Source organism: Paenibacillus mellifer, assembly GCF_023195895.1.
GTDB classification, from domain to species: domain Bacteria; phylum Bacillota; class Bacilli; order Paenibacillales; family Paenibacillaceae; genus Fontibacillus; species Fontibacillus mellifer.
In genome coordinates this window covers 266,354-284,105 of sequence record NZ_JALPRK010000001.1, presented here as the reverse complement: position 1 = coordinate 284,105, position 17,752 = coordinate 266,354, and the positions used below count along the sequence as shown (strand labels likewise).

The 17,752-nt window shown below is 53.2% G+C and carries 20 protein-coding genes; 5 read left to right on the top strand and 15 right to left on the bottom strand.

Annotated elements, in window-relative coordinates; genetic code table 11:
• Positions 1-205 precede the first annotated feature (205 nt).
• From M0651_RS01195 to M0651_RS01150, 10 genes are all read right to left on the bottom strand, one after another.
• Complete coding sequence (locus M0651_RS01195; RefSeq protein ID WP_248550028.1) at positions 206-1,294, bottom strand: Gfo/Idh/MocA family protein; 1,089 nt, start codon at positions 1,292-1,294, stop codon at positions 206-208.
• Positions 1,291-2,325, bottom strand: coding sequence for an AraC family transcriptional regulator (locus M0651_RS01190; protein WP_248550027.1), 1,035 nt, complete (start codon positions 2,323-2,325; stop codon positions 1,291-1,293). Before M0651_RS01190 ends, M0651_RS01195 begins: the two co-directional genes overlap by 4 nt.
• A gap of 29 nt (positions 2,326-2,354) precedes the next feature.
• Complete coding sequence (locus tag M0651_RS01185) at positions 2,355-3,344, bottom strand: Gfo/Idh/MocA family protein (protein WP_248550026.1); 990 nt, start codon at positions 3,342-3,344, stop codon at positions 2,355-2,357.
• Positions 3,345-3,604: 260 nt separating this feature from the next.
• The gene (gene groL, locus M0651_RS01180) at positions 3,605-5,224 is read right to left on the bottom strand and encodes a chaperonin GroEL (protein WP_193415549.1); all 1,620 of its coding nucleotides are present in this window, start codon (positions 5,222-5,224) and stop codon (positions 3,605-3,607) included.
• Positions 5,225-5,287: 63 nt separating this feature from the next.
• Positions 5,288-5,569, bottom strand: a complete 282-nt coding sequence (groES, locus tag M0651_RS01175; RefSeq protein ID WP_155606444.1) for a co-chaperone GroES — start codon at positions 5,567-5,569, stop codon at positions 5,288-5,290.
• A gap of 650 nt (positions 5,570-6,219) precedes the next feature.
• The gene (gene tatC / locus M0651_RS01170; RefSeq protein ID WP_248550025.1) at positions 6,220-6,972 is read right to left on the bottom strand and encodes a twin-arginine translocase subunit TatC; all 753 of its coding nucleotides are present in this window, start codon (positions 6,970-6,972) and stop codon (positions 6,220-6,222) included.
• Positions 6,973-7,080: 108 nt separating this feature from the next.
• Entirely contained in the window at positions 7,081-7,302 is a 222-nt protein-coding gene (locus M0651_RS01165; protein ID WP_248550024.1) for a twin-arginine translocase TatA/TatE family subunit, read from the bottom strand.
• Positions 7,303-7,462: 160 nt separating this feature from the next.
• Entirely contained in the window at positions 7,463-7,948 is a 486-nt protein-coding gene (locus M0651_RS01160; RefSeq protein ID WP_009226288.1) for a MogA/MoaB family molybdenum cofactor biosynthesis protein, read from the bottom strand.
• A 132-nt stretch (positions 7,949-8,080) separates the two neighbouring features.
• Positions 8,081-8,545, bottom strand: a complete 465-nt coding sequence (moaC, locus tag M0651_RS01155; protein ID WP_248550023.1) for a cyclic pyranopterin monophosphate synthase MoaC — start codon at positions 8,543-8,545, stop codon at positions 8,081-8,083.
• Positions 8,532-9,212 carry a 5-formyltetrahydrofolate cyclo-ligase gene (locus M0651_RS01150; protein WP_248550022.1) on the bottom strand — a complete coding sequence of 227 codons (681 nt, stop codon included), beginning with the start codon at positions 9,210-9,212 and terminating at the stop codon, positions 8,532-8,534. The genes moaC and M0651_RS01150 overlap by 14 nt, the downstream gene beginning before the upstream one ends.
• A 262-nt stretch (positions 9,213-9,474) precedes the next feature.
• Between M0651_RS01150 and M0651_RS01145 the strand changes: the two genes are divergently transcribed.
• Positions 9,475-11,442 (top strand): ABC-F family ATP-binding cassette domain-containing protein, encoded by a 1,968-nt coding sequence (locus M0651_RS01145; protein ID WP_248550021.1) that lies wholly within the window; start codon positions 9,475-9,477, stop codon positions 11,440-11,442.
• A 327-nt stretch (positions 11,443-11,769) separates the two neighbouring features.
• Here the strand turns inward: M0651_RS01145 and M0651_RS01140 are convergent, their stop codons facing one another.
• Positions 11,770-12,087, bottom strand: coding sequence for a YciI family protein (locus M0651_RS01140; protein WP_248550020.1), 318 nt, complete (start codon positions 12,085-12,087; stop codon positions 11,770-11,772).
• Positions 12,088-12,282: 195 nt separating this feature from the next.
• On the opposite strand from M0651_RS01140, the gene M0651_RS01135 reads away from it, so the two are divergent.
• Positions 12,283-13,164, top strand: a complete 882-nt coding sequence (locus tag M0651_RS01135) for a hypothetical protein (RefSeq protein WP_248550019.1) — start codon at positions 12,283-12,285, stop codon at positions 13,162-13,164.
• 6 nt (positions 13,165-13,170) lie between these two features.
• On the opposite strand, the gene M0651_RS01130 is transcribed toward M0651_RS01135, so the two are convergent.
• Both M0651_RS01130 and M0651_RS01125 read right to left on the bottom strand, forming a co-directional pair.
• Positions 13,171-13,692 (bottom strand): hypothetical protein, encoded by a 522-nt coding sequence (locus tag M0651_RS01130; RefSeq protein WP_248550018.1) that lies wholly within the window; start codon positions 13,690-13,692, stop codon positions 13,171-13,173.
• A gap of 11 nt (positions 13,693-13,703) precedes the next feature.
• Positions 13,704-14,183, bottom strand: coding sequence for a hypothetical protein (locus tag M0651_RS01125; RefSeq protein ID WP_248550017.1), 480 nt, complete (start codon positions 14,181-14,183; stop codon positions 13,704-13,706).
• Positions 14,184-14,412: 229 nt separating this feature from the next.
• Between M0651_RS01125 and cysK the strand changes: the two genes are divergently transcribed.
• From cysK to M0651_RS01110, 3 genes are read left to right on the top strand one after another with little or no spacing between them, the layout of a single operon-like run.
• Positions 14,413-15,357 (top strand): cysteine synthase A, encoded by a 945-nt coding sequence (cysK, locus tag M0651_RS01120; protein WP_248550016.1) that lies wholly within the window; start codon positions 14,413-14,415, stop codon positions 15,355-15,357.
• A gap of 47 nt (positions 15,358-15,404) precedes the next feature.
• Positions 15,405-15,755, top strand: a complete 351-nt coding sequence (locus tag M0651_RS01115; RefSeq protein ID WP_248550015.1) for a rhodanese-like domain-containing protein — start codon at positions 15,405-15,407, stop codon at positions 15,753-15,755.
• A gap of 21 nt (positions 15,756-15,776) precedes the next feature.
• Positions 15,777-16,352, top strand: a complete 576-nt coding sequence (locus M0651_RS01110; protein ID WP_248550014.1) for a dihydrofolate reductase family protein — start codon at positions 15,777-15,779, stop codon at positions 16,350-16,352.
• On the opposite strand, the gene M0651_RS01105 is transcribed toward M0651_RS01110, so the two are convergent.
• Positions 16,337-17,161 (bottom strand): AAC(3) family N-acetyltransferase, encoded by an 825-nt coding sequence (locus M0651_RS01105; RefSeq protein ID WP_248550296.1) that lies wholly within the window; start codon positions 17,159-17,161, stop codon positions 16,337-16,339. The genes M0651_RS01110 and M0651_RS01105 overlap by 16 nt on opposite strands.
• Positions 17,162-17,186: 25 nt before the next feature.
• On the bottom strand, positions 17,187-17,735 hold the full coding sequence (locus tag M0651_RS01100) for a pyridoxamine 5'-phosphate oxidase family protein (RefSeq protein WP_248550013.1): 549 nt from the start codon (positions 17,733-17,735) through the stop codon (positions 17,187-17,189).
• Positions 17,736-17,752 lie beyond the last annotated feature (17 nt).

Below are 17,752 nucleotides of genomic sequence, written 5' to 3'. Positions count from 1 at the left end.
TCCTCCTCCTGATGGAATGAAATTTGTCATTCATTCTATCACAAATCGAGAACACCGTAAGCTGGAAATTGAAAATTAAATTGAAAATTTTTCATAAAGTTTCATAAGATGTGAGATCCAGGTGAGCAATTCCTTATCACTACAAACGTCCCTTGCCAGAAGAGCAAGGGACGTTTTAAATATAAACCTACGTATGAATTAAGGATTAATCATGACGTGGCAGCTCCACAGACACCTCGCGGCCCGATTCAGCGGATCGCAGAACGCCGTCGATGATCGCCTGTTGAATTAAGATTTGCTCGCCGGGGATCGGGGCGGGACGGCCGTCGCGAACCGCTTCAGCGAAATCCCGGACCTTCTCGTCGAACAGGTTCAGCTTGTGCTCAATGAGTGGAATCGGCGTCTGCGTGTTGCGGCCGTATTCGTCGTGGTACAGCGTAATCGAACCGATCGAGCCATCCCATACACCGGACCACGGACCGCTGCCTGCCGGCGTGATTTTGAGTCCTGCGTCGGTACCGAGGAACATCGTTGCGCCTAACGTGTCCATGTGCATCGCCCAGGAAATTTTGAACTGCAGCACCAGATCGTTCTCGAAACGTACCATCGCCACGCCAAAGTCCTCCACCTCGAATCTGGATGCTTCAGGATGATAGAGCGGGTTACGACCGAAATGGTTTGACGTAAACGCAGATACGGTGAGCGGGCGAGGATAACCTAACGTATTCAGCGCCATGTCCAGCGAATAGCAGCCGATGTCTGCCATCGCTCCGGCTCCAGCCAGCTTCTTGCTGATAAATGTGCCGCCTGGCATGCCGCGTCGGCGGCCACCGCCTGTCTCGGCGTAGTAGACCTTGCCCAAACGCTCGGATTGTACGATTTCCTGCAGCAGCTTCATATTCGGGTCATAGCGGGGCTGGAACCCGATCGTCAACATATTGCCCGTGTCGCGGGCGACTTGCGTCATCTCAAGCGCCTCCGCCAGAGTGACGGACATCGGCTTTTCCAGCAGCACTTGCTTGCCCGCTTTCAGCGAATCCACCGTCGTTTCATGATGCGAGACATTTGGCGTACAGATGCTGACGGCGTCCAGCTCTTGCTCGAGCAGCTTCCGATGGCCGTCATAAGCCGCCGCTCCGTCCAATTGCAGCGCCTCCACGAAATCCGCGGCTTTGCCGGGAATGACGTCGGCGACTGCCACAATCTCTACGAATGGAAGCTTGCGATAAGCCGATACGTGGGCTTTGGCGATTCCGCCGCTTCCAATAATGCCGATGCGTAAATGCTTACTCATATGCTCGCTTCCTTCTCTCGTTTGGAATGGGGCACCGAATGCTCTCCCGCATGCATTTTGCGGTATGCGCTTGGCGTCACTTCGTACTTGCTCTTGAATACCGGATACAGATAATTGGGATTTGCGTAACCGTGGGCAAGGGCGATCTCCTCGATCGCTTTGTCCGTTAGGATCAGGTCCGAACAGATCGCCGTCAGCCGTGTATGCTCCAAATAATCGTGGAACGTCGTCCGCCCTTCACTGCGGAAGATACGCTGAAGCTGTCGGGGACTGGTCCCGATCGCCTCCGCAACTTGCTCCAGCGAGATCGGCATGCTCTCATTGTCCTGAATGTATTGCGTGGACAGCTTGTAGCGATGGAAGCTCATATCCCGCTGCGGAATTCCCTTTCTATCGTCAGCCCGATCAAGCACACGAACCGTACGCAGCAAAATCCGCACGATTTCCTGCCTTAGCAGCGTGTAGAAGCCGATCGGCTGCTCCTCCAAAATGCGGTACGCTTCTAGAAAACCGCTCATCGCATGGAACCGGTCAACCACCGGGGCGATCGGCAAACGATCCAACGAGGTGATGCACTCCCTTGCCTCCGCCGCCTCCAACTCGTCTCCCCAGCCGCTAGGTTCGGCGGCCGCCGGCAGCGGCTCAATTTCCAAATGGAGGCAAAGCTCATACATCGGATCATCCGGGTCCGATTCCTGATAGTGTACCAGATCCGGTCCGGTCAAATAGAACATGCCCTCGTGGAGATCGTACGCCTGATCGATGAGAATCACTTTGCCCTTGCCTCTTGGAATATAATGAAACTCATATCCCGAGTGCTTGTGAAAATGAATGATATGTCCAGGTGGAAATGAGGCCAGATGGCAGCGCAGCACGCGAATTCCGTAATCTCCCCAGCGGAATTGCAGCTCTAGTCGGTCGAGCGCATCCTGCCTCTCCGCCATTCTGGCGTACGGAAAAGGACTTGCATTTCCGGCCGCTTTACGGTCCGCCGGCTTTCTCCCCGTCGATTCGCGTTGATCCGCCCGCATCTTGATCCCTCTTTTCCTTTGGTCATCCGTTATTCCGCCAGCTCGTCGATCCGGATCGGCCGGCTTTCCGCCACCGAGCGATTGGAAGCTTCCATGAGTCGGGTCAGATCCACAGCCGCCGCGATATTTTCCGTCGCCTCGGTCCCCTGCTTGATATGCTCCACCCATTGGCTGAACGCGTAGGGCACTCTGTCTTCCAACTCCAGCTTCTCCCATTGTCCGCTCCCACCGTTGTAACGAACGACGGGAACCTCATCCGGGAAGCCGTACAGCAGCGTGCCTTCGGTTCCGTGAAGCTCAATAGAGAACGGCGAATGGCTGTTCACAAAACCCGCTTCGACGATGCCCAGCGCTCCTTCCGCATAACGCAGCACAGCTACCGCGTTGTCTTCAACTTCCTTGCCTGTCACATAGCCGAAATTCGCACTTACACTTTCCGGCATCCCCAAGAAACGCCGGACAAGGTACATCGGATGGCAGCCCAGGTCGATGAGGGCGCCTCCGCCGCACTGCTCCTTCGAGTAGAAATGATCCGGCAGCCAGTTCGCAGTCGCGCCATTATGCGATAGCCGGACCCGAGCCAGGGTCAGCTTGCCAAGCTTGCCGCCTTGGAGCACGCGGTCGATCGTCTGCGTATAGCCGTCATACAGGCGCGGCAGGGAAACCGTCAGCCTCACCCCCGCTTTCCGGACAGCCGAGAGAATATCCGTGACTTCCTTTGCCGTAGGAGCGATGACTTTCTCCGTGAAAATATGCTTGCCGGCCTCCGCCGCCTTCACCATGATGTCGCGATGTAGATTCGTCGGCGCGTCCACGATGACGGCGTCGATATCGTCCTGCGCAAGCATTTCGTCGAGCGAGGCGTAATACGGCACGCCATATTGCGCCGCTTTGGCCTGCCCGCGTTCAGGAAGTTCATCCCAGATCGCGGCGAGTTCCGTGTCGGGATGCTCCAGTGCCTGCTTCGTGTAATCTTCTGCATGAACGTGCCAATAACTGATTTTGCCGATTCGAATCATAAGTAAGTAAGCCTCCTTGGCTATTTGACTTAAAATATACGACAACATAGTCAGATTACACAACTTTTATAGCCATTATAATGAGCATACGTGCCAATTAAACTATAAATTTGCGACATTTGCGTATAATAAGTGGTTGGTTTTAGTTTTATAACTGGGTTGGCGGGGATAAAGAAAAGAGGCCTCTCAAAAGTTCTATGAACTTAGGAGAGACCTCTAATTTTCGCTAAACCTTAGGGGTATAGGCTTTGCAGCCTTCCTTACATCATACCGCCCATGCCGCCCATGTCAGGCATAGCTGGTTTTTCCGGTTCCGGTTTGTCGGCGATCACCGCTTCGGTGGTCAGGAACAAGCCGGCAACGGATGCTGCGTGTTGCAACGCCGAACGAGTAACTTTCGCTGGGTCAACGATCCCTGCTTCGATCATGTTCACCCATTCGCCAGTTGCGGCATTATAACCAACGCCGACTTTTTCTTTCTTCAGGCGGTCCACGATAACGGAACCTTCTTCGCCAGCGTTTGCAGCGATCGTGCGTACCGGTTCTTCCAGGGCACGAAGCACGATGTTCACGCCGGTTTTTTCGTCGCCAGTTGCTTCAACCGCAGCTACAGCGCCATATACGTTCACGAGGGCAACGCCGCCGCCGGATACGATACCTTCTTCAACGGCTGCACGCGTTGCGTTCAGCGCGTCTTCGATGCGCAGTTTGCGTTCTTTCAATTCGGTTTCGGTTGCTGCGCCAACTTTGATCACCGCTACGCCGCCAGCCAGTTTAGCCAGACGCTCTTGCAGTTTCTCTTTGTCGAACTCGGAAGTGGTTTCTTCCAGTTGAGCACGGATTTGGTTCACGCGAGCCGTGATGTCACCTTTGTCGCCGCTGCCGTCCACAATCGTCGTGTTTTCTTTCGTAACGATCACTTGACGCGCGTTACCCAGTTGATCCACCGTGGTGCTCTTCAGATCAAGGCCGAGCTTCTCAGTGATCACTTGGCCGCCAGTCAGAGCCGCGATGTCTTGCAGCATCGCTTCGCGACGGTCGCCGAAGCCAGGAGCTTTAACGGCTACCGCGTTGAACGTGCCACGCAGTTTGTTCACGATCAGCATGGCTTGCGCTTCGCCTTCGATATCTTCAGCGATGATCAAGAGCGGTCTGGATTGTTGCACGATCTTCTCCAGAAGCGGCAAGATTTCTTGCGTGCTGCTGATCTTCTTGTCGGTGATCAGGATATAGGGGTTATCGAGTACGGCTTCCATTTTGTCCGTATCGGTAATCATGTAAGGAGATACATAACCGCGGTCGAATTGCATCCCTTCAACCACTTCGAGCTCGGTAGCAAAACCACGGGATTCTTCGACTGTGATCACGCCGTCCTTGCCGACTTTCTCCATGGCTTCCGCGATCAGTTCGCCGACTTCTTCGTCCGCGGCGGAGATCGCAGCAACTTGAGCGATCGATTGTTTGCCTTCGATGGCTTTGGAGATGTCTTTCAATTCGGCAACCGCAGCGCGAACCGCTTTGTCGATCCCTTTGCGCAGGCCGATTGGGCTAGCACCAGCAGTTACGTTCTTGAGGCCTTCACGGATCAGCGCTTGTGCCAGAACCGTTGCTGTCGTCGTACCGTCACCGGCTACGTCGTTTGTTTTCGTTGCTACTTCTTTGACGAGCTGGGCGCCCATGTTTTCAAAAGCGTTCTCCAGTTCGATTTCTTTCGCGATTGTCACACCGTCATTGGTGATCAGCGGGCTGCCGAATTTCTTCTCCAATACGACGTTACGGCCTTTCGGACCGAGTGTTACCTTTACTGCATTTGCCAAAGCGTCAACCCCACGAAGCATCGCGTGGCGGGCTTCTTCACTGAATTTAATGTCTTTTGCCATTGTTCAATTACCTCCCATATAGATGTGTATGTGTTCGTTCGTACGAGACTCTCTTCAGGCCGATTAGCCGAGGATCGCGTGGATGTCGCTTTCTTTCATAATCAAATACTCTTTACCTTCGTATTTCACTTCAGTGCCTGCATATTTGGAGAAAAGAACGCGGTCGCCTTCCTTCACTTCCAATGGAACGCGGACGCCATCTTTCAAAGTTCCGCTGCCAACAGCGATAACTTTACCTTCCTGCGGTTTTTCTTTGGCCGTGTCTGGAAGCACGATACCAAATGCCGTTGTCTCCTCTTGCTCGATCGGTTGCACGAGAACGCGTTCACCTAAAGGTTTGATCATGAAAAAACAGCCTCCTTTAAATATGTGGTGTTATGGGTAGATGTTTGTCATATGTATTAGCACTCGATCTACTCAAGTGCTAACAACCACTTTTATATTACTCAAGTTGCGAGTAGATTTCAAGTTCCTTTGTACAAATTTTTTTCTTTGTTTCATAGGGCTTCACCCGCGCCCTTCCCATTGTATCCTTGCGTTTGGATAAATATTCCGCTGGTAGCGGACAGGGCCTGCTAGCAGAGGGGCATGTCCCTCGTGGATCCACGATTCTGGATCCACGCTTCCGCGGCAACTTGGAGAGTGCCTGTCCGCTAGGTGCGCCGCGTTTGCCGCAAATGTTGCATAAAGTGCAGCATTTGCGTGAGGTTTGGCCGACTTCAGCCGGAAATGTTGCAATAAGTGCAACATTTCCGGGCGGATTGGGCCAAACCGGCCAGTAATGTTGCATATTGTACAACATTTATACCGGCTCAGGCTCGGCGAGCCCGAAATGTTGTAGGAAATGCAACATTTACTCCTGCGAGCGTAGAGGGACAGCGGTTGAATGCCCGCGATTCCCCCTCCCGATGCGGTCCTATCCGCTCCCCGGCGCCCTCAGCCCACCGACGAGCAAAAAAAACGCGCCCCGCATAAGCCAAGGCGCGCTCCCTCATCTATATTTCCGCCCGTTCCGCATCCGCCGCTTGCTGCTTGGCATAGACTCGCTTGGACAGGAACACGCTGAGCTCATACAGCAGGACGAGCGGGATGAGTACCAGGAAAGCGGAGAAGAAATCCGCCGGCGTAATCATCACAGATACGACGACCAGCGCGAAATACGCCGCCCGGCGCATCTTCTTGAGCCGATGCGGGTTCAAGATCCGCAGCTGCGTCAGGAACAAAATGACCAACGGCAGCTCGAACAACAACGAAATCGGCAACACGATATTGGTCAGAAACTTGAAATAGTCGGCCATCCCATAGGTCTCGACCAATCCCAGTTGCCTGTTCAGCGAGCCCGTAAACGTCATAGCCAGCGGGAATACCACGTAATAACCGAAAGCCAAGCCCGCTAGGAAGAAGACGAACACGTACGGAATATACCTTGCGGTCGCTTTGCGTTCCTGTGGCTTCAAGCCGGGGCTCACAAACGCCCATACCTGATACAACGTAAATGGCAACGTGATCCCGAGTGCGACCAGCATGGCGATTTTCATATAAACGCCCACGCCGTCCCAGAACGAAAAGGCATTAAGTTCGATGGCCACGCCGGAAATGGCGTTTTTCGTCACATAGTGGTAAATCGGATCAACCACGAAAAAGGCCGCCACCAGCACCACGATAAACACAATACCAACGATCACCAATCGCCGCCGCAGCTCTGTTAAGTGATCCACAAGACTTTGCGCATTGTCTTTCTCCGACATCTCCTGTTCTCCTTTCCCCGCCATGCTTCCCTTCAAATCTCAAACAAAATCCCTCCGCGAAGGAAGGGATCAAGGTTACGCCTATGTAACGGGCTCTGCCGTTTCCAATTATTCGGGAAGACGGCGATCGTCCGGTTTGGGGCCCTCTACCTGCGGTTGTGGAGCAGTTTCCGTTCTCCTAACTTCCGGTTGATCGTCCACGATATCCCGGGTAGCCTCCTTGAATTCACGGAACGTGCGGCCAACAGCCCGCCCCAGATCAGGTAATTTATTCGGACCAAACAGCAGCAACGCCGCGATGATGATCAACAAAAATCCGCCTGCACTCATGGTTGATTCTCCTTTCGTTACGGCAAATAAATAGACAGTGGTATTCCGGATCGATACATTCACTCGCCCACATCATACCATAACGAATATCACAGTTACAGTCTATTTATTTTACAACTTAACAAAGAAGTAGAGAATAAGGCCCTATAAAGATCTTTCATTATAAACGGAACTGCCCCGTAACCATCAGCAACGCTTCCGGTAGTTGGTCCATGATGGCCGCCAAATTTTCGTGTACGCCCTTAGGCGTTCCCGGCAGATTCACGATCAGCGTACGTCCGCGAATGCCCACAATCCCCCGAAATAGCATAGCTGCAGGGTTCTTCTGCATCAACCGGTACCGCATCGCCTCCGCCATGCCCGGCACTTCGCGCTCGATAACCCGGCGGGTCGCTTCCGGCGTCACATCCCGGATTGCTAGCTCCGTTCCTCCCGTAGTTAGCACCAAATCGGCGTGAAAATAATCGGTCATTTCAATCAATGCGGCGATAATTTCATCCGGTTCATCGGGGACGATCCGGTATTCCACGATTTCGCCGCCCAATTCCTCCTCCACCAGCTCACGGATCACTTGGGCGCTCGTATCTTCACGTTCTCCCCTGGCTCCTTTGTCGCTGGCGGTAAGGATCGCTGTTTTCCAAACCATGAAGTCACCCTCCTCATCCATATAGGAACTCCCTATGGAGTCCAACGTAATGCCGGATCATGTCGATTCATGCTGATTTCAACTACAAACTGCCATCTATATCTATATCAAAATCTAGTAGCCGCCGCAATGTCACGAACGCACGTAATCCCCGCTTTTGCCGCCCGACTTCGACCGCAGCTGCGTCGGGCCAATCACCATGTCCTTCTGCAACGCCTTGCACATGTCATACACTGTCAGCGCTGCGGCGGATACCGCGGTGAGCGCCTCCATCTCCACCCCGGTTTTCCCTTCGGTCTTCACCGTCGCCTCGATGTACAGCTCGTCCTGTCCGTTGTCGTCAAACGTAATGTTAACGCCCGTCAACGCCAGCGGATGGCACATCGGAATCCAATCGGACGTCCGTTTTGCCCCTTGGATCCCCGCAACCTGGGCCACAGCAAGCACATCGCCTTTGCCAACCCGTCCTTCCTTGATCGCCTCAAGGGTCGACGGAAGCATGGAGATCTTCGTTTCCGCCACAGCCACGCGAACAGTTGCCGATTTCCCGGAAATATCCACCATCCGGGCGCGGCCTTGTTCATTAAAATGCGTCATTCCTTGACCCGATTCCGAGTTTGCCAAGCTTATCACTACTTTCCTTCATATATATCGTTTCTTTCGCCGTAAACAGCAGATCCAGTCGGAAATCATGCGATTCCATCGGAATTTCCCCCTCCGGCAGAATCAGCTCCTGAAGGACGAGGGCGGCCAGGATGACCTGCCCGGTTCCGCCGCTGCGGCGGGCCAATTCATCGATCAGACGATCGTAATACCCTGCTCCAAATCCGATCCGCCCTCCGTTTAGGTCGAAGGCCAGTCCCGGAATCACTATGAGATCAATTTCGGGGTAACGCTCTGGCGGCCAATCAGCGGCATGCCCCGCCGGCTCCAATATCCCCCAAGTGCCGGGAACGAGGTCCTCCGTCCCGGAAATCTCGTGTAGGGAGAGACTGCGATTGGGTCCGATCCTCGGCGCGAGCAGCCGATCTCCCTGAGCGAAGCAGTTAGCCAGCATTGGCCAAGTATCCGGTTCATCGCGGAAAGCCATGTAGCAGAACAAGTTCAGCTTCCCGCCGCGCCGCGCCCGCAGGGGGCCTAGCACCTCACGTTCAGCTAAACGGCTGGCGGCCAGTGATTGCTCCGTACGGGATCCCTCCGGAATTTGGGCGCGCACCTTCAACATTTGCTGGCGCAGCTCTTTTTTGGCATCCGTTAATTCCATGCCATCCTCCCCTTCCGCTCCCGTCTCACGTTAGCCGGTCTTCCGCCAACCCCTAGCCGATCCGGCTTATCTCTCCCTTAGTGTATCATTGTTAAATGAAAATGAAAACCAAAGCACACGGTTTGCAAAACGCGGTCTTCCAAGCATTCAGCGATGCATTTCGCTTAGGTTTCATGTACACTGAAGGTACGAGTTTCAACGAACTCATGGTTTCCCAATCATGAACAGAACGCAAATCTTTTTTTGGAGGATCGAATCCGTTATGTTGCTTCAAGCTTCGAACATTACGAAATTATACGGCGTGACCCCCGTGCTGGAGGGGATCAACCTGCAGGTGTTGGAACGGGACCGTATCGGTCTCGTTGGCGTCAACGGTGCGGGTAAATCGACGTTTTTGCAAATTCTAGCAGGAGAACTCTCCTACGATGGAGGGCAAATCTTCAAAGCCAAAGAAACAACGATTGGTTATCTAGCGCAAAACAGCGGGTTACAATCGGATCGCACCCTCTGGGAAGAGATGCTGGCCGTGTTCGCCCCTCTGATTGAAACGGAACGCGAGCTGCGCCGAATGGAAGAGCAGATTGCAGATCCGGATTTAGCTCAGGACGAGAAGGCTCATCAGGAGCTGCTCGACCGTTATGCGCTTAAATCCGACTGGTTCAAGGACCATGGCGGTTATGAAATGGAAACCCGCATTCGCATGGTGTTGCACGGCATGGGATTTGGCGACTTTGCGCCGGACACTCCGATCGCAACGTTAAGCGGCGGGCAGAAAACGCGGCTTGCGCTCGCCCGTATTTTGCTGCAGGCTCCGGATCTCCTGATGCTGGACGAACCAACTAACCATCTTGACATCGAAACATTGACCTGGCTTGAGGACTACTTGCGCAATTATTCCGGTGCCCTGTTGGTCGTCTCACATGACCGATACTTCCTCGACCGACTTGTCACCGCGATTGTGGAGATCGAACGCCATCAATCACGCCGATATACAGGCAACTACAGCCGGTTCATCGATCTGAAGGCGGCGGAATACGAGAGTCAATTGAAGCAATACGAAAAGCAGCAGGATGAAATCGCCCGGATGGAGGCGTTTATCCAGAAGAACATCGTCCGCGCGTCCACGACGAAACGGGCGCAAAGTCGGCGCAAGGCGCTGGAGAAGATGGACGTCCTCGATCGGCCGCTCGGCGATCTGAAACGGGCGACCTTCTCCTTCGAAGCCGAGATCATGACTGGCAAGGAAGTCCTGCACATCAATAAACTTTCCTACACATTTGCGGACAAACCCAAACCGTTGTTCCAGAACGTCAACTTCGATTTATACCGCGGTGAAACCGTAGCCTTAATCGGCCCTAACGGGATCGGAAAATCGACGCTGCTGAAAATGCTGACCAGCGATTTACAGCCATCGGATGGTACCATTACCTGGGGAGCCAAGGTCAAGGTCGGTTATTACGACCAGGAGCAAACCCATCTGAACGCCGCTAATACCGTGCTTGAGGAAGTCTGGGGAGCATACCCCCACATCGAGGAAGCGCGTATTCGCAGCGTACTGGGCAATTTCCTGTTCAGCGGCGAGGACGTGCTCAAGAAGGTTGCGGCGTTAAGCGGCGGAGAGAAAGCTCGGGTCGCTTTAGCCAAGCTGATGCTTCAAAAAGCCAATGTACTGATTCTTGACGAACCAACAAACCATTTAGACCTATTCAGCAAGGAAGTCCTTGAATCCGCTCTAATCGAATACGATGGAACGCTGCTGTTCATTTCCCATGACCGTTACTTCCTAAACAAGATGGCGGAACGTATCGTCGAGCTGCATCCGAACGGTGCGGATCATTTCCTGGGTAATTATGACGATTATTTGGCAAAAAAACAGGAGCTTGCCGAGCTCGCTGCCGAGCAGGCGAACGCCGAAGCAGCGAAGTCGAGCGCAAACACGACCATCAAGCCGTCCGAACTGGATTCCTCCGCGGCCAAATCCGGCGCCGCTTCCTATGAAGCCGATAAACAGGCGAAACGCGAAGAGCGGAACCGTCAACGCCGATTAGAGCAGTTGGAGGAACTGATCTCAGATCTCGAAAACGAGATTGCTAGATTGGAATCCGAACTGACCCTCCCTGAGGTCTATCAGGACTACACCGCAGTCCAAGAGCGACAGGACGGAATCGACCGGCGAAAAGAACAGTTATCCACCGCCTATGAAGAGTGGGAATCCCTGGCTGAAGGATAAAATTCACAAAATTTTTTTATCCTTTTCACATTTCGATTTCTTCGGTTATACACAACTTTATCCCCACTATGCAGAAAATATTCGACCTCAAAACGGCCCTCGGGGCCGTTTTTTTCCGGGGAAATCGTCGTTTTTTGTCAGATTACTGTTTTATCCACCAATTTATCCACATTATCCACAGTTTTCTGAAAGCGTGACTGCCATTTTCCCCGACCTTGCTTCATACACTGGCACACAAGCTTTCATCCTTTTTTCATGAAGATAGCCAACAAGCTGTGGATAACCTTGTCCACAGCTTGACAAAACCTTCGTCTTAGGCCCAACTCCTCAGCCCGCTCCCAAATGCTGATTTTCTTCACATGAAATCGCCCAGGTTCGGACCTCATAGTTCTCCGCTCCCGATTTCACAAACGGATCGCGTTCCGCGATTTCCCTTGCCTCCTCCAGACTACCCGCTTTGACAATGACCATTCCGCCCTTGTAATCGATAAACGGCCCGCCTATCACCAGCTGACCGTTTCGGTCCAGTTCTCTTAAGTGGGCAACATGCCCGCGGATTAAATCCTCATCCAAACGCCGACCTGGATTTAAATTTAGCAGGATCACGTACCTCTTAAATTCGTCAAAAGATGGTACTTCGCTCATAGATCATTCCTCCTTTAACTAGTCTGATGCTTTATTCCCAATTCACTTCCATTTTCCATCTCCATTCGCTCCGCGCCCCTGAAACCATCCGAAATGCCTATTGCCCTGCCCTTTTTAAAATCATTATGATCTCTATAGAACTGCGGCAAAAAAACACATAGGCCGTCAAATACTCACCGAAAAGGAGAGAATGGAATGAAATTTGTCAAAGCCGCTTCAATCGCCGCACTAGGCGTTAGCCTCGTCTTTGTAGGAGGATGCCAAATGCTCGGCTCTTCTAAGGGCGCTTCATCCACGACTTCCCCTTTTACGGAGTCCAAGCTGCCCGGTGGAGGCCTAGCCCTCCCGCAGAACGAACGAATCCATTTGTCTACCGATAAGCAATGGATCGAAAAGGAAGGGCATTTATCCGACCTGATCCGCCTGCAGTGGACGGGGGACCGCGCCAAACCCGCGATCGCTTGGGCCGATGAGCAAGGTAAGGACAAAACGGCGATTATCTCGCATGATAAGGCAAACAATCCCGAACAACATGATCATAAGCATATTTCGATCGAAACAACGATGTCGCCAACTGGAGAGTACAAGGATCAATTATTTACCCGTTTGGAAATCCCCTACGATACCGACGTTGCCGAGATTCGCACCCACTCGTCCAACTTCAACGTGATGGACGGTATTCTGCGCGTGGCCGGCGAAGGCAATCGAGACGTGCAATTAGCCAACACCGGCAAGGATAACGCCACGTCCCCGCTATGGAGTCTTCGTGCCAACAGCGCCGAGCTCAAGGGTAACAATGCCGGAGCGGATTTTAACGTCATCCGTTACTCGGATGAAGGGGAAGTGATCGACAGTGCCCTGACGATTAAACGGGACGATGGACAAGTAGGCATCGGTACGGAGGATCCGCAAAGCGCGTTGGACATCAATGGAGACGGAATCCGTATCCGAGAGTCCCGCACGCCGGCTTCTTCCAAGGCCCCCGGAAATCCCGGCGACATCGCCTGGGATGAAAACTATATTTACGTCTGCGTTGCCAAAGACACCTGGAAACGAACGGAGTTGTCCAATTGGTGACCTTGTTCAATGATCGGCGGCTACGATACGTATACCCGTATCTGCTTGGATTTCCGTCTTCACTCGACCCTTGGCGTTGTTACCTACAAACTTGATGCGATACGTTCCCGGGCTAACCTTCAACTCCATCTTGCCTTCGCTATCTCCTTCGGCAAGCGTCGTCACCTCTCGATCCGGCCCGATCGCCAGCAGCTTGAATCGGCCGCCGTTGATCTCTTGTTGATGGAGGAAATTCACATTCCCCTTTGCCGAAGCATGGATGAACCAAATCGTTTCCATCCCGTAGAAGGAGGAGAAGGAAACCGTGTTCGACTCGTTGCTCGTTTCGCCAACCCGCTTCACATAGGTAAAAGTATCGCCTTCTTGGGCCAGCTCCGCTTCGTCGTCGTAAAGCTGCTTCTGCCGTTCCGTAGCCAGACTGCAGCCACCTATTACGGCCATCAGCGCCACAGCGCAGAGAAAGCCGAGAAGCAGCCGAATACCGCCGGGTAACCGAATAGCGTTGCCCGGCTTCCTTTGATTACGCATGTTTCTCCCTCCTAGGCGTTGTCACCAGATGACTTTCGATAATATCCTGCAACCGAAGGAAACACGGTCAACGCTTGGATTGCCAAGCCCCAGGCCGTATAAACCAAATGCACGACCGAGGAACTTCCAAGAATGTAGATTTGGACCGAAAGCCAGACGATTAATCCAAAGCCGATATAAAGGGAGAAGGCCCAAGACCAATGCCGGTCTTTAAATAGGTTCAGTTTCTCCCCCAACCCCCAGTTCCATTTCCATACCAGAGCTGTCGTTACCATAATCGGCAGCATACCAAAGGCCAGCAGCAGGATTACCCCTGGAATCAAATAATCCGGGAACAGCGAAATTTGCATCAGCTCGGTCGGCATCCCCAGCAAGCTGCCGGACGGGTCCAGGATTAATACTCCGCCGCCGAATACGGCACCGATTCCGAGCAACCCTTGCAATCCATTCAGCAGCAGGCTGGACACCGGTCTTCCTAGCGTTTTACCCATTCACTCACCCCTAGTGCAACATTCTATTTGTGATTCAATTCACCCATTCACAAAAAAAAAAGAAGATGAGGCCCATTTCGGCTCATCTTCGTTGTTACTGCTACTTTATCATAGGATGCTCGGGTTGGAAACGGAAAATTGTCGAATGGACGACGCCGCTTGAAAGAATAGGAGGTTCCCGAGTAGAATAGATTAAAACTTAAAATTTAAGAGAAAGGGGCCCCGCCGCATGAATCGGAAAGCAGTCCGAAGCATTACAGACCTGATTGGCGAAACCCCTGCCGTCAAGCTGAACAAACTGGTTTCCAAGCAAGACGCCGACGTATACGTCAAGCTGGAGTTTGCCAACCCGAGCCGAAGCGTAAAGGACCGGGCCGCCGCTCATATGCTAGAGACAGCTGAACGGGAAGACCGGCTCACTCCGGGCGCCACCATTATCGAGCCGACAAGCGGGAATACGGGCATCGGGCTGGCCATGAACGCTGCGGCCAAAGGATATCGAATCATCCTGGTCATGCCGGACAACATGACAAAAGAGCGAATCATCCTGCTGCGCGCTTACGGCGCCGAGGTCGTGTTGACGCCGGCCGCACTGCGCATGCCCGGCGCGATTGCCAAAGCCCGGGAGCTGCTGGACCAAATTCCGGGCAGCTTTATGCCGCAGCAATTTCAAAACCCCGCCAACCCGGAAATTCACCAACTCACGACCGGGCCAGAAATCATGCAGCAAATGGAAGGCCGGCTTGATGGGTTCGTAGCCACGGCAGGCACGGGCGGCACGATCACCGGAACCGGCGAGTATCTGCGAAGCGTATTGCCAAACATTCATATCACTGTCGTTGAGCCGCAGGGCTCCCCCGTCCTCTCCGGCGGAGAACCCGGCCCGCATAAGCTGGTCGGCACCAGCCCCGGCTTCATCCCGGCGGTACTCAATACCGCGGTTTATGACGAAATCGTCCAGGTCAGCGATGCGGATGCACTGGATACGACGCGGCGCCTGGCTGCATTAGAAGGCCTATTGGTCGGACCGTCGTCCGGCGCCTCGGTCTGGGCGGCGATTCGATTAGCTCGGCAGTTGGGTCCCGGAAAACGCGTGTTATGCATCGCACCGGACACCGGAGAGAGATACCTTAGCATGGGGATTTTCGATGAGCCAGCTAGCTCAGAAGGATGAACAGATAAGACAGTTAAACAATCCTATTGGAAAAGAGGAATGAATTCATGCCCCAACAAATCGGAGGCATCTCCCATTTCGACAAAGCGGAGTTGCATGCCATCCTTCAGGATCCTGCCAACGATATCGTCGTCATCGATGTCCGCGAGCCGTTTGAATACGAAGCTGCACATATTCCCGGAGTCCCATTGATTCCGATGGGGGAAATCCCCTACCGGCTTGATGAGCTCGACCCGGAACAAGAATACGTTCTGGTATGCCGCAGCGGCTCCCGCAGTTACGAAGTTGCCCGTTACTTGCAGGCACAGGGCTTCACGCGGGTCCACAATTTCCTTGGCGGCATGCTTGGCTGGGATCTTGAAGTCATGACCGAACTAGAAGACGATGTATCCCATTAAGAGAACAAAGGAGAACAGAATATGAGAAAACTAGTTCTTTTTCTACACGCATCACTTGACGGTTTTGTAGAAGGTCCAAACGGTGAAATGGATATTGGCTGGGTTTCCTACGATTCGGATCTCGAGCGACACGCGAAGGAAATTCTGAGTACGGCCGATACGGTCATTTGGGGGCGCAGAACTTATCAGATGATGCACAGTTACTGGCCGTCTGTGCCTTCGAACCCATCAGCCTCGCAGCATGAACGGGAGCATGCTGAGTGGATCGAAAAGACAGAGAAAATCGTTTTTTCCACTACGTTGGAGAAAGTCGATTGGAATAACTCCAGACTTGTGAACAAAGATATCGAGAAAGAGATCCGGCGCCTCAAACAGCAGCCTGGTAAGGATATGGTCATTCTCGGCAGTCCTAGGTTAGCGCACCACTTCATGCAACTAGATCTAATTGATGAGTATAAAATTACCGTATCCCCTGTCCTGATTGGGAAAGGATTGCCCTTATTCCAAGGTCTCAAGGAGAAGATTAATCTTAAGCTCATCGAAAACAAGACCTTTGACTCTGGAGCCATCGGTCTCATGTATCAAACGGTAAGATGATCTTGTCGCTTACGGTGGCGTTCCAACCATCTCACCGCATAATCAACCAATTCTCGTTGGGGCATCAGCAGCGCGGTTGCCCCGGCGACTTGGCCTTGTTTCACCAAGCCAGTCTCCCGTGCAAAGTCGGCCCCCAGCTGTTCGAAATCCTCCGAATCGTATTCAAGCTCGGGAAATTCCACCCACCGTCTTTCCCCGTTCACCTGCATCGGCGCCTTTGAGGTATAATGTTCCTTCCCCGGATAGTTCGCTCGACACTCCGCCAAATGGATCGACGTATTGTTGCCGTGACCCACGCCAAGCAGCAAAACATCACCTCGCAGCTCATAAATACGTGCAAGCGGAGAACGCTCGCCTAACCCGAATTCCAGGCCGTGATCCGCCGTAATGATCTTCGCTTCTGGTCCTCTGGCCGCAAACGATACCTGTGGATGCCCGCTGCGCAAGGCCCCTACTTGCCGCCGAAACGTGTCCGGAATGACGCCCATATACCAGAGCGACGTCAGTTCGAGGTCGTAGGCCGGCATTTGCTCCCGGATCGTGTCCCACCATTCTTTGGGGACCGGCGGATTTTGCCATCTGGCCGGGTCCCCAACGTCGCCAGAATGGGTGGGCATAACCAAGGTCCCTTTCTCACCCAACGCTGCCCCTAAGGCTAGGACAACCGCCGCCGGACCGCCGCACACCCATTTCCCCAGCGCTTTAAAAGACGAATGGACAAGCAGTGTAGACTCTTCTCGAACCCCTAAAGCCGTAAAATCTGACCGCAGTGTTTCTACCGTGTACAACTCGCCTTGAATTTCTTCCATCATGCTTCGATCTCTCCCACTTTCTCTACTCTGCAAACGACGACGGTAAACCGTCCAGGCTTACGGCGTTTTTCTGACGGCGGTATTCTTCCAGACCCAAATCACCTTTGGTTTCGGCCCATTTGACCAAAGTCTCGCGATCCCCGTCATAGCTGAACAGCGGTACGCCGTAGCCGCAGGATGTCTGTACGCCGTAAACAGAGACAAGAATGATTTGACGCGCCCCGGTTAACTTGGGAAACAACCCTTCGAGACGCCCCCAATCCGCCGAGTCCGGCAGAATAACTTGGCCTTTCCCATACAGGCGCAGGATCAATGGCTGCCCTTCGAAGGCGGCGAACATGATCGTAATCCGGCCATTCTCCTCGAGATGAGCCGCCGTTTCATTGCCGCTGCCGGTCAAATCCAGGTAAGCGACCTCGTTTGGCGAAAGGATCCGCAGCGAATCATACCCTTTTGGCGACAAATTGACGTGACCCTCTGCGTGAAGCGGTGCTGAGCCAACAAAAAAGAGATGCTGTCGGCGAATAAAAGCCTCATGCTCCGGCAGCATCGAATCGAACATTTTCCCCATGTCTACTCCTCCCATCT

Coding starts and splice junctions, on each gene's coding strand:
- M0651_RS01150 (WP_248550022.1), bottom strand. CDS start 9,212: ATGGAATTAACGGATGCCAAAAAAGAGCTGCGCCAGCAAATGTTGAAG.
- M0651_RS01195 (WP_248550028.1), bottom strand. CDS start 1,294: ATGAGTAAGCATTTACGCATCGGCATTATTGGAAGCGGCGGAATCGCC.
- M0651_RS01125 (WP_248550017.1), bottom strand. CDS start 14,183: ATGGGTAAAACGCTAGGAAGACCGGTGTCCAGCCTGCTGCTGAATGGA.
- M0651_RS01130 (WP_248550018.1), bottom strand. CDS start 13,692: ATGCGTAATCAAAGGAAGCCGGGCAACGCTATTCGGTTACCCGGCGGT.
- M0651_RS01135 (WP_248550019.1), top strand. CDS start 12,283: ATGAAATTTGTCAAAGCCGCTTCAATCGCCGCACTAGGCGTTAGCCTC.
- M0651_RS01185 (WP_248550026.1), bottom strand. CDS start 3,344: ATGATTCGAATCGGCAAAATCAGTTATTGGCACGTTCATGCAGAAGAT.
- moaC (WP_248550023.1), bottom strand. CDS start 8,545: ATGACGCATTTTAATGAACAAGGCCGCGCCCGGATGGTGGATATTTCC.
- M0651_RS01145 (WP_248550021.1), top strand. CDS start 9,475: ATGTTGCTTCAAGCTTCGAACATTACGAAATTATACGGCGTGACCCCC.
- M0651_RS01160 (WP_009226288.1), bottom strand. CDS start 7,948: ATGGTTTGGAAAACAGCGATCCTTACCGCCAGCGACAAAGGAGCCAGG.
- M0651_RS01140 (WP_248550020.1), bottom strand. CDS start 12,087: ATGAGCGAAGTACCATCTTTTGACGAATTTAAGAGGTACGTGATCCTG.
- M0651_RS01165 (WP_248550024.1), bottom strand. CDS start 7,302: ATGAGTGCAGGCGGATTTTTGTTGATCATCATCGCGGCGTTGCTGCTG.
- M0651_RS01115 (WP_248550015.1), top strand. CDS start 15,405: ATGCCCCAACAAATCGGAGGCATCTCCCATTTCGACAAAGCGGAGTTG.
- M0651_RS01100 (WP_248550013.1), bottom strand. CDS start 17,735: ATGGGGAAAATGTTCGATTCGATGCTGCCGGAGCATGAGGCTTTTATT.
- groES (WP_155606444.1), bottom strand. CDS start 5,569: ATGATCAAACCTTTAGGTGAACGCGTTCTCGTGCAACCGATCGAGCAA.
- cysK (WP_248550016.1), top strand. CDS start 14,413: ATGAATCGGAAAGCAGTCCGAAGCATTACAGACCTGATTGGCGAAACC.
- M0651_RS01105 (WP_248550296.1), bottom strand. CDS start 17,161: ATGGAAGAAATTCAAGGCGAGTTGTACACGGTAGAAACACTGCGGTCA.
- M0651_RS01190 (WP_248550027.1), bottom strand. CDS start 2,325: ATGCGGGCGGATCAACGCGAATCGACGGGGAGAAAGCCGGCGGACCGT.
- tatC (WP_248550025.1), bottom strand. CDS start 6,972: ATGTCGGAGAAAGACAATGCGCAAAGTCTTGTGGATCACTTAACAGAG.
- M0651_RS01110 (WP_248550014.1), top strand. CDS start 15,777: ATGAGAAAACTAGTTCTTTTTCTACACGCATCACTTGACGGTTTTGTA.
- groL (WP_193415549.1), bottom strand. CDS start 5,224: ATGGCAAAAGACATTAAATTCAGTGAAGAAGCCCGCCACGCGATGCTT.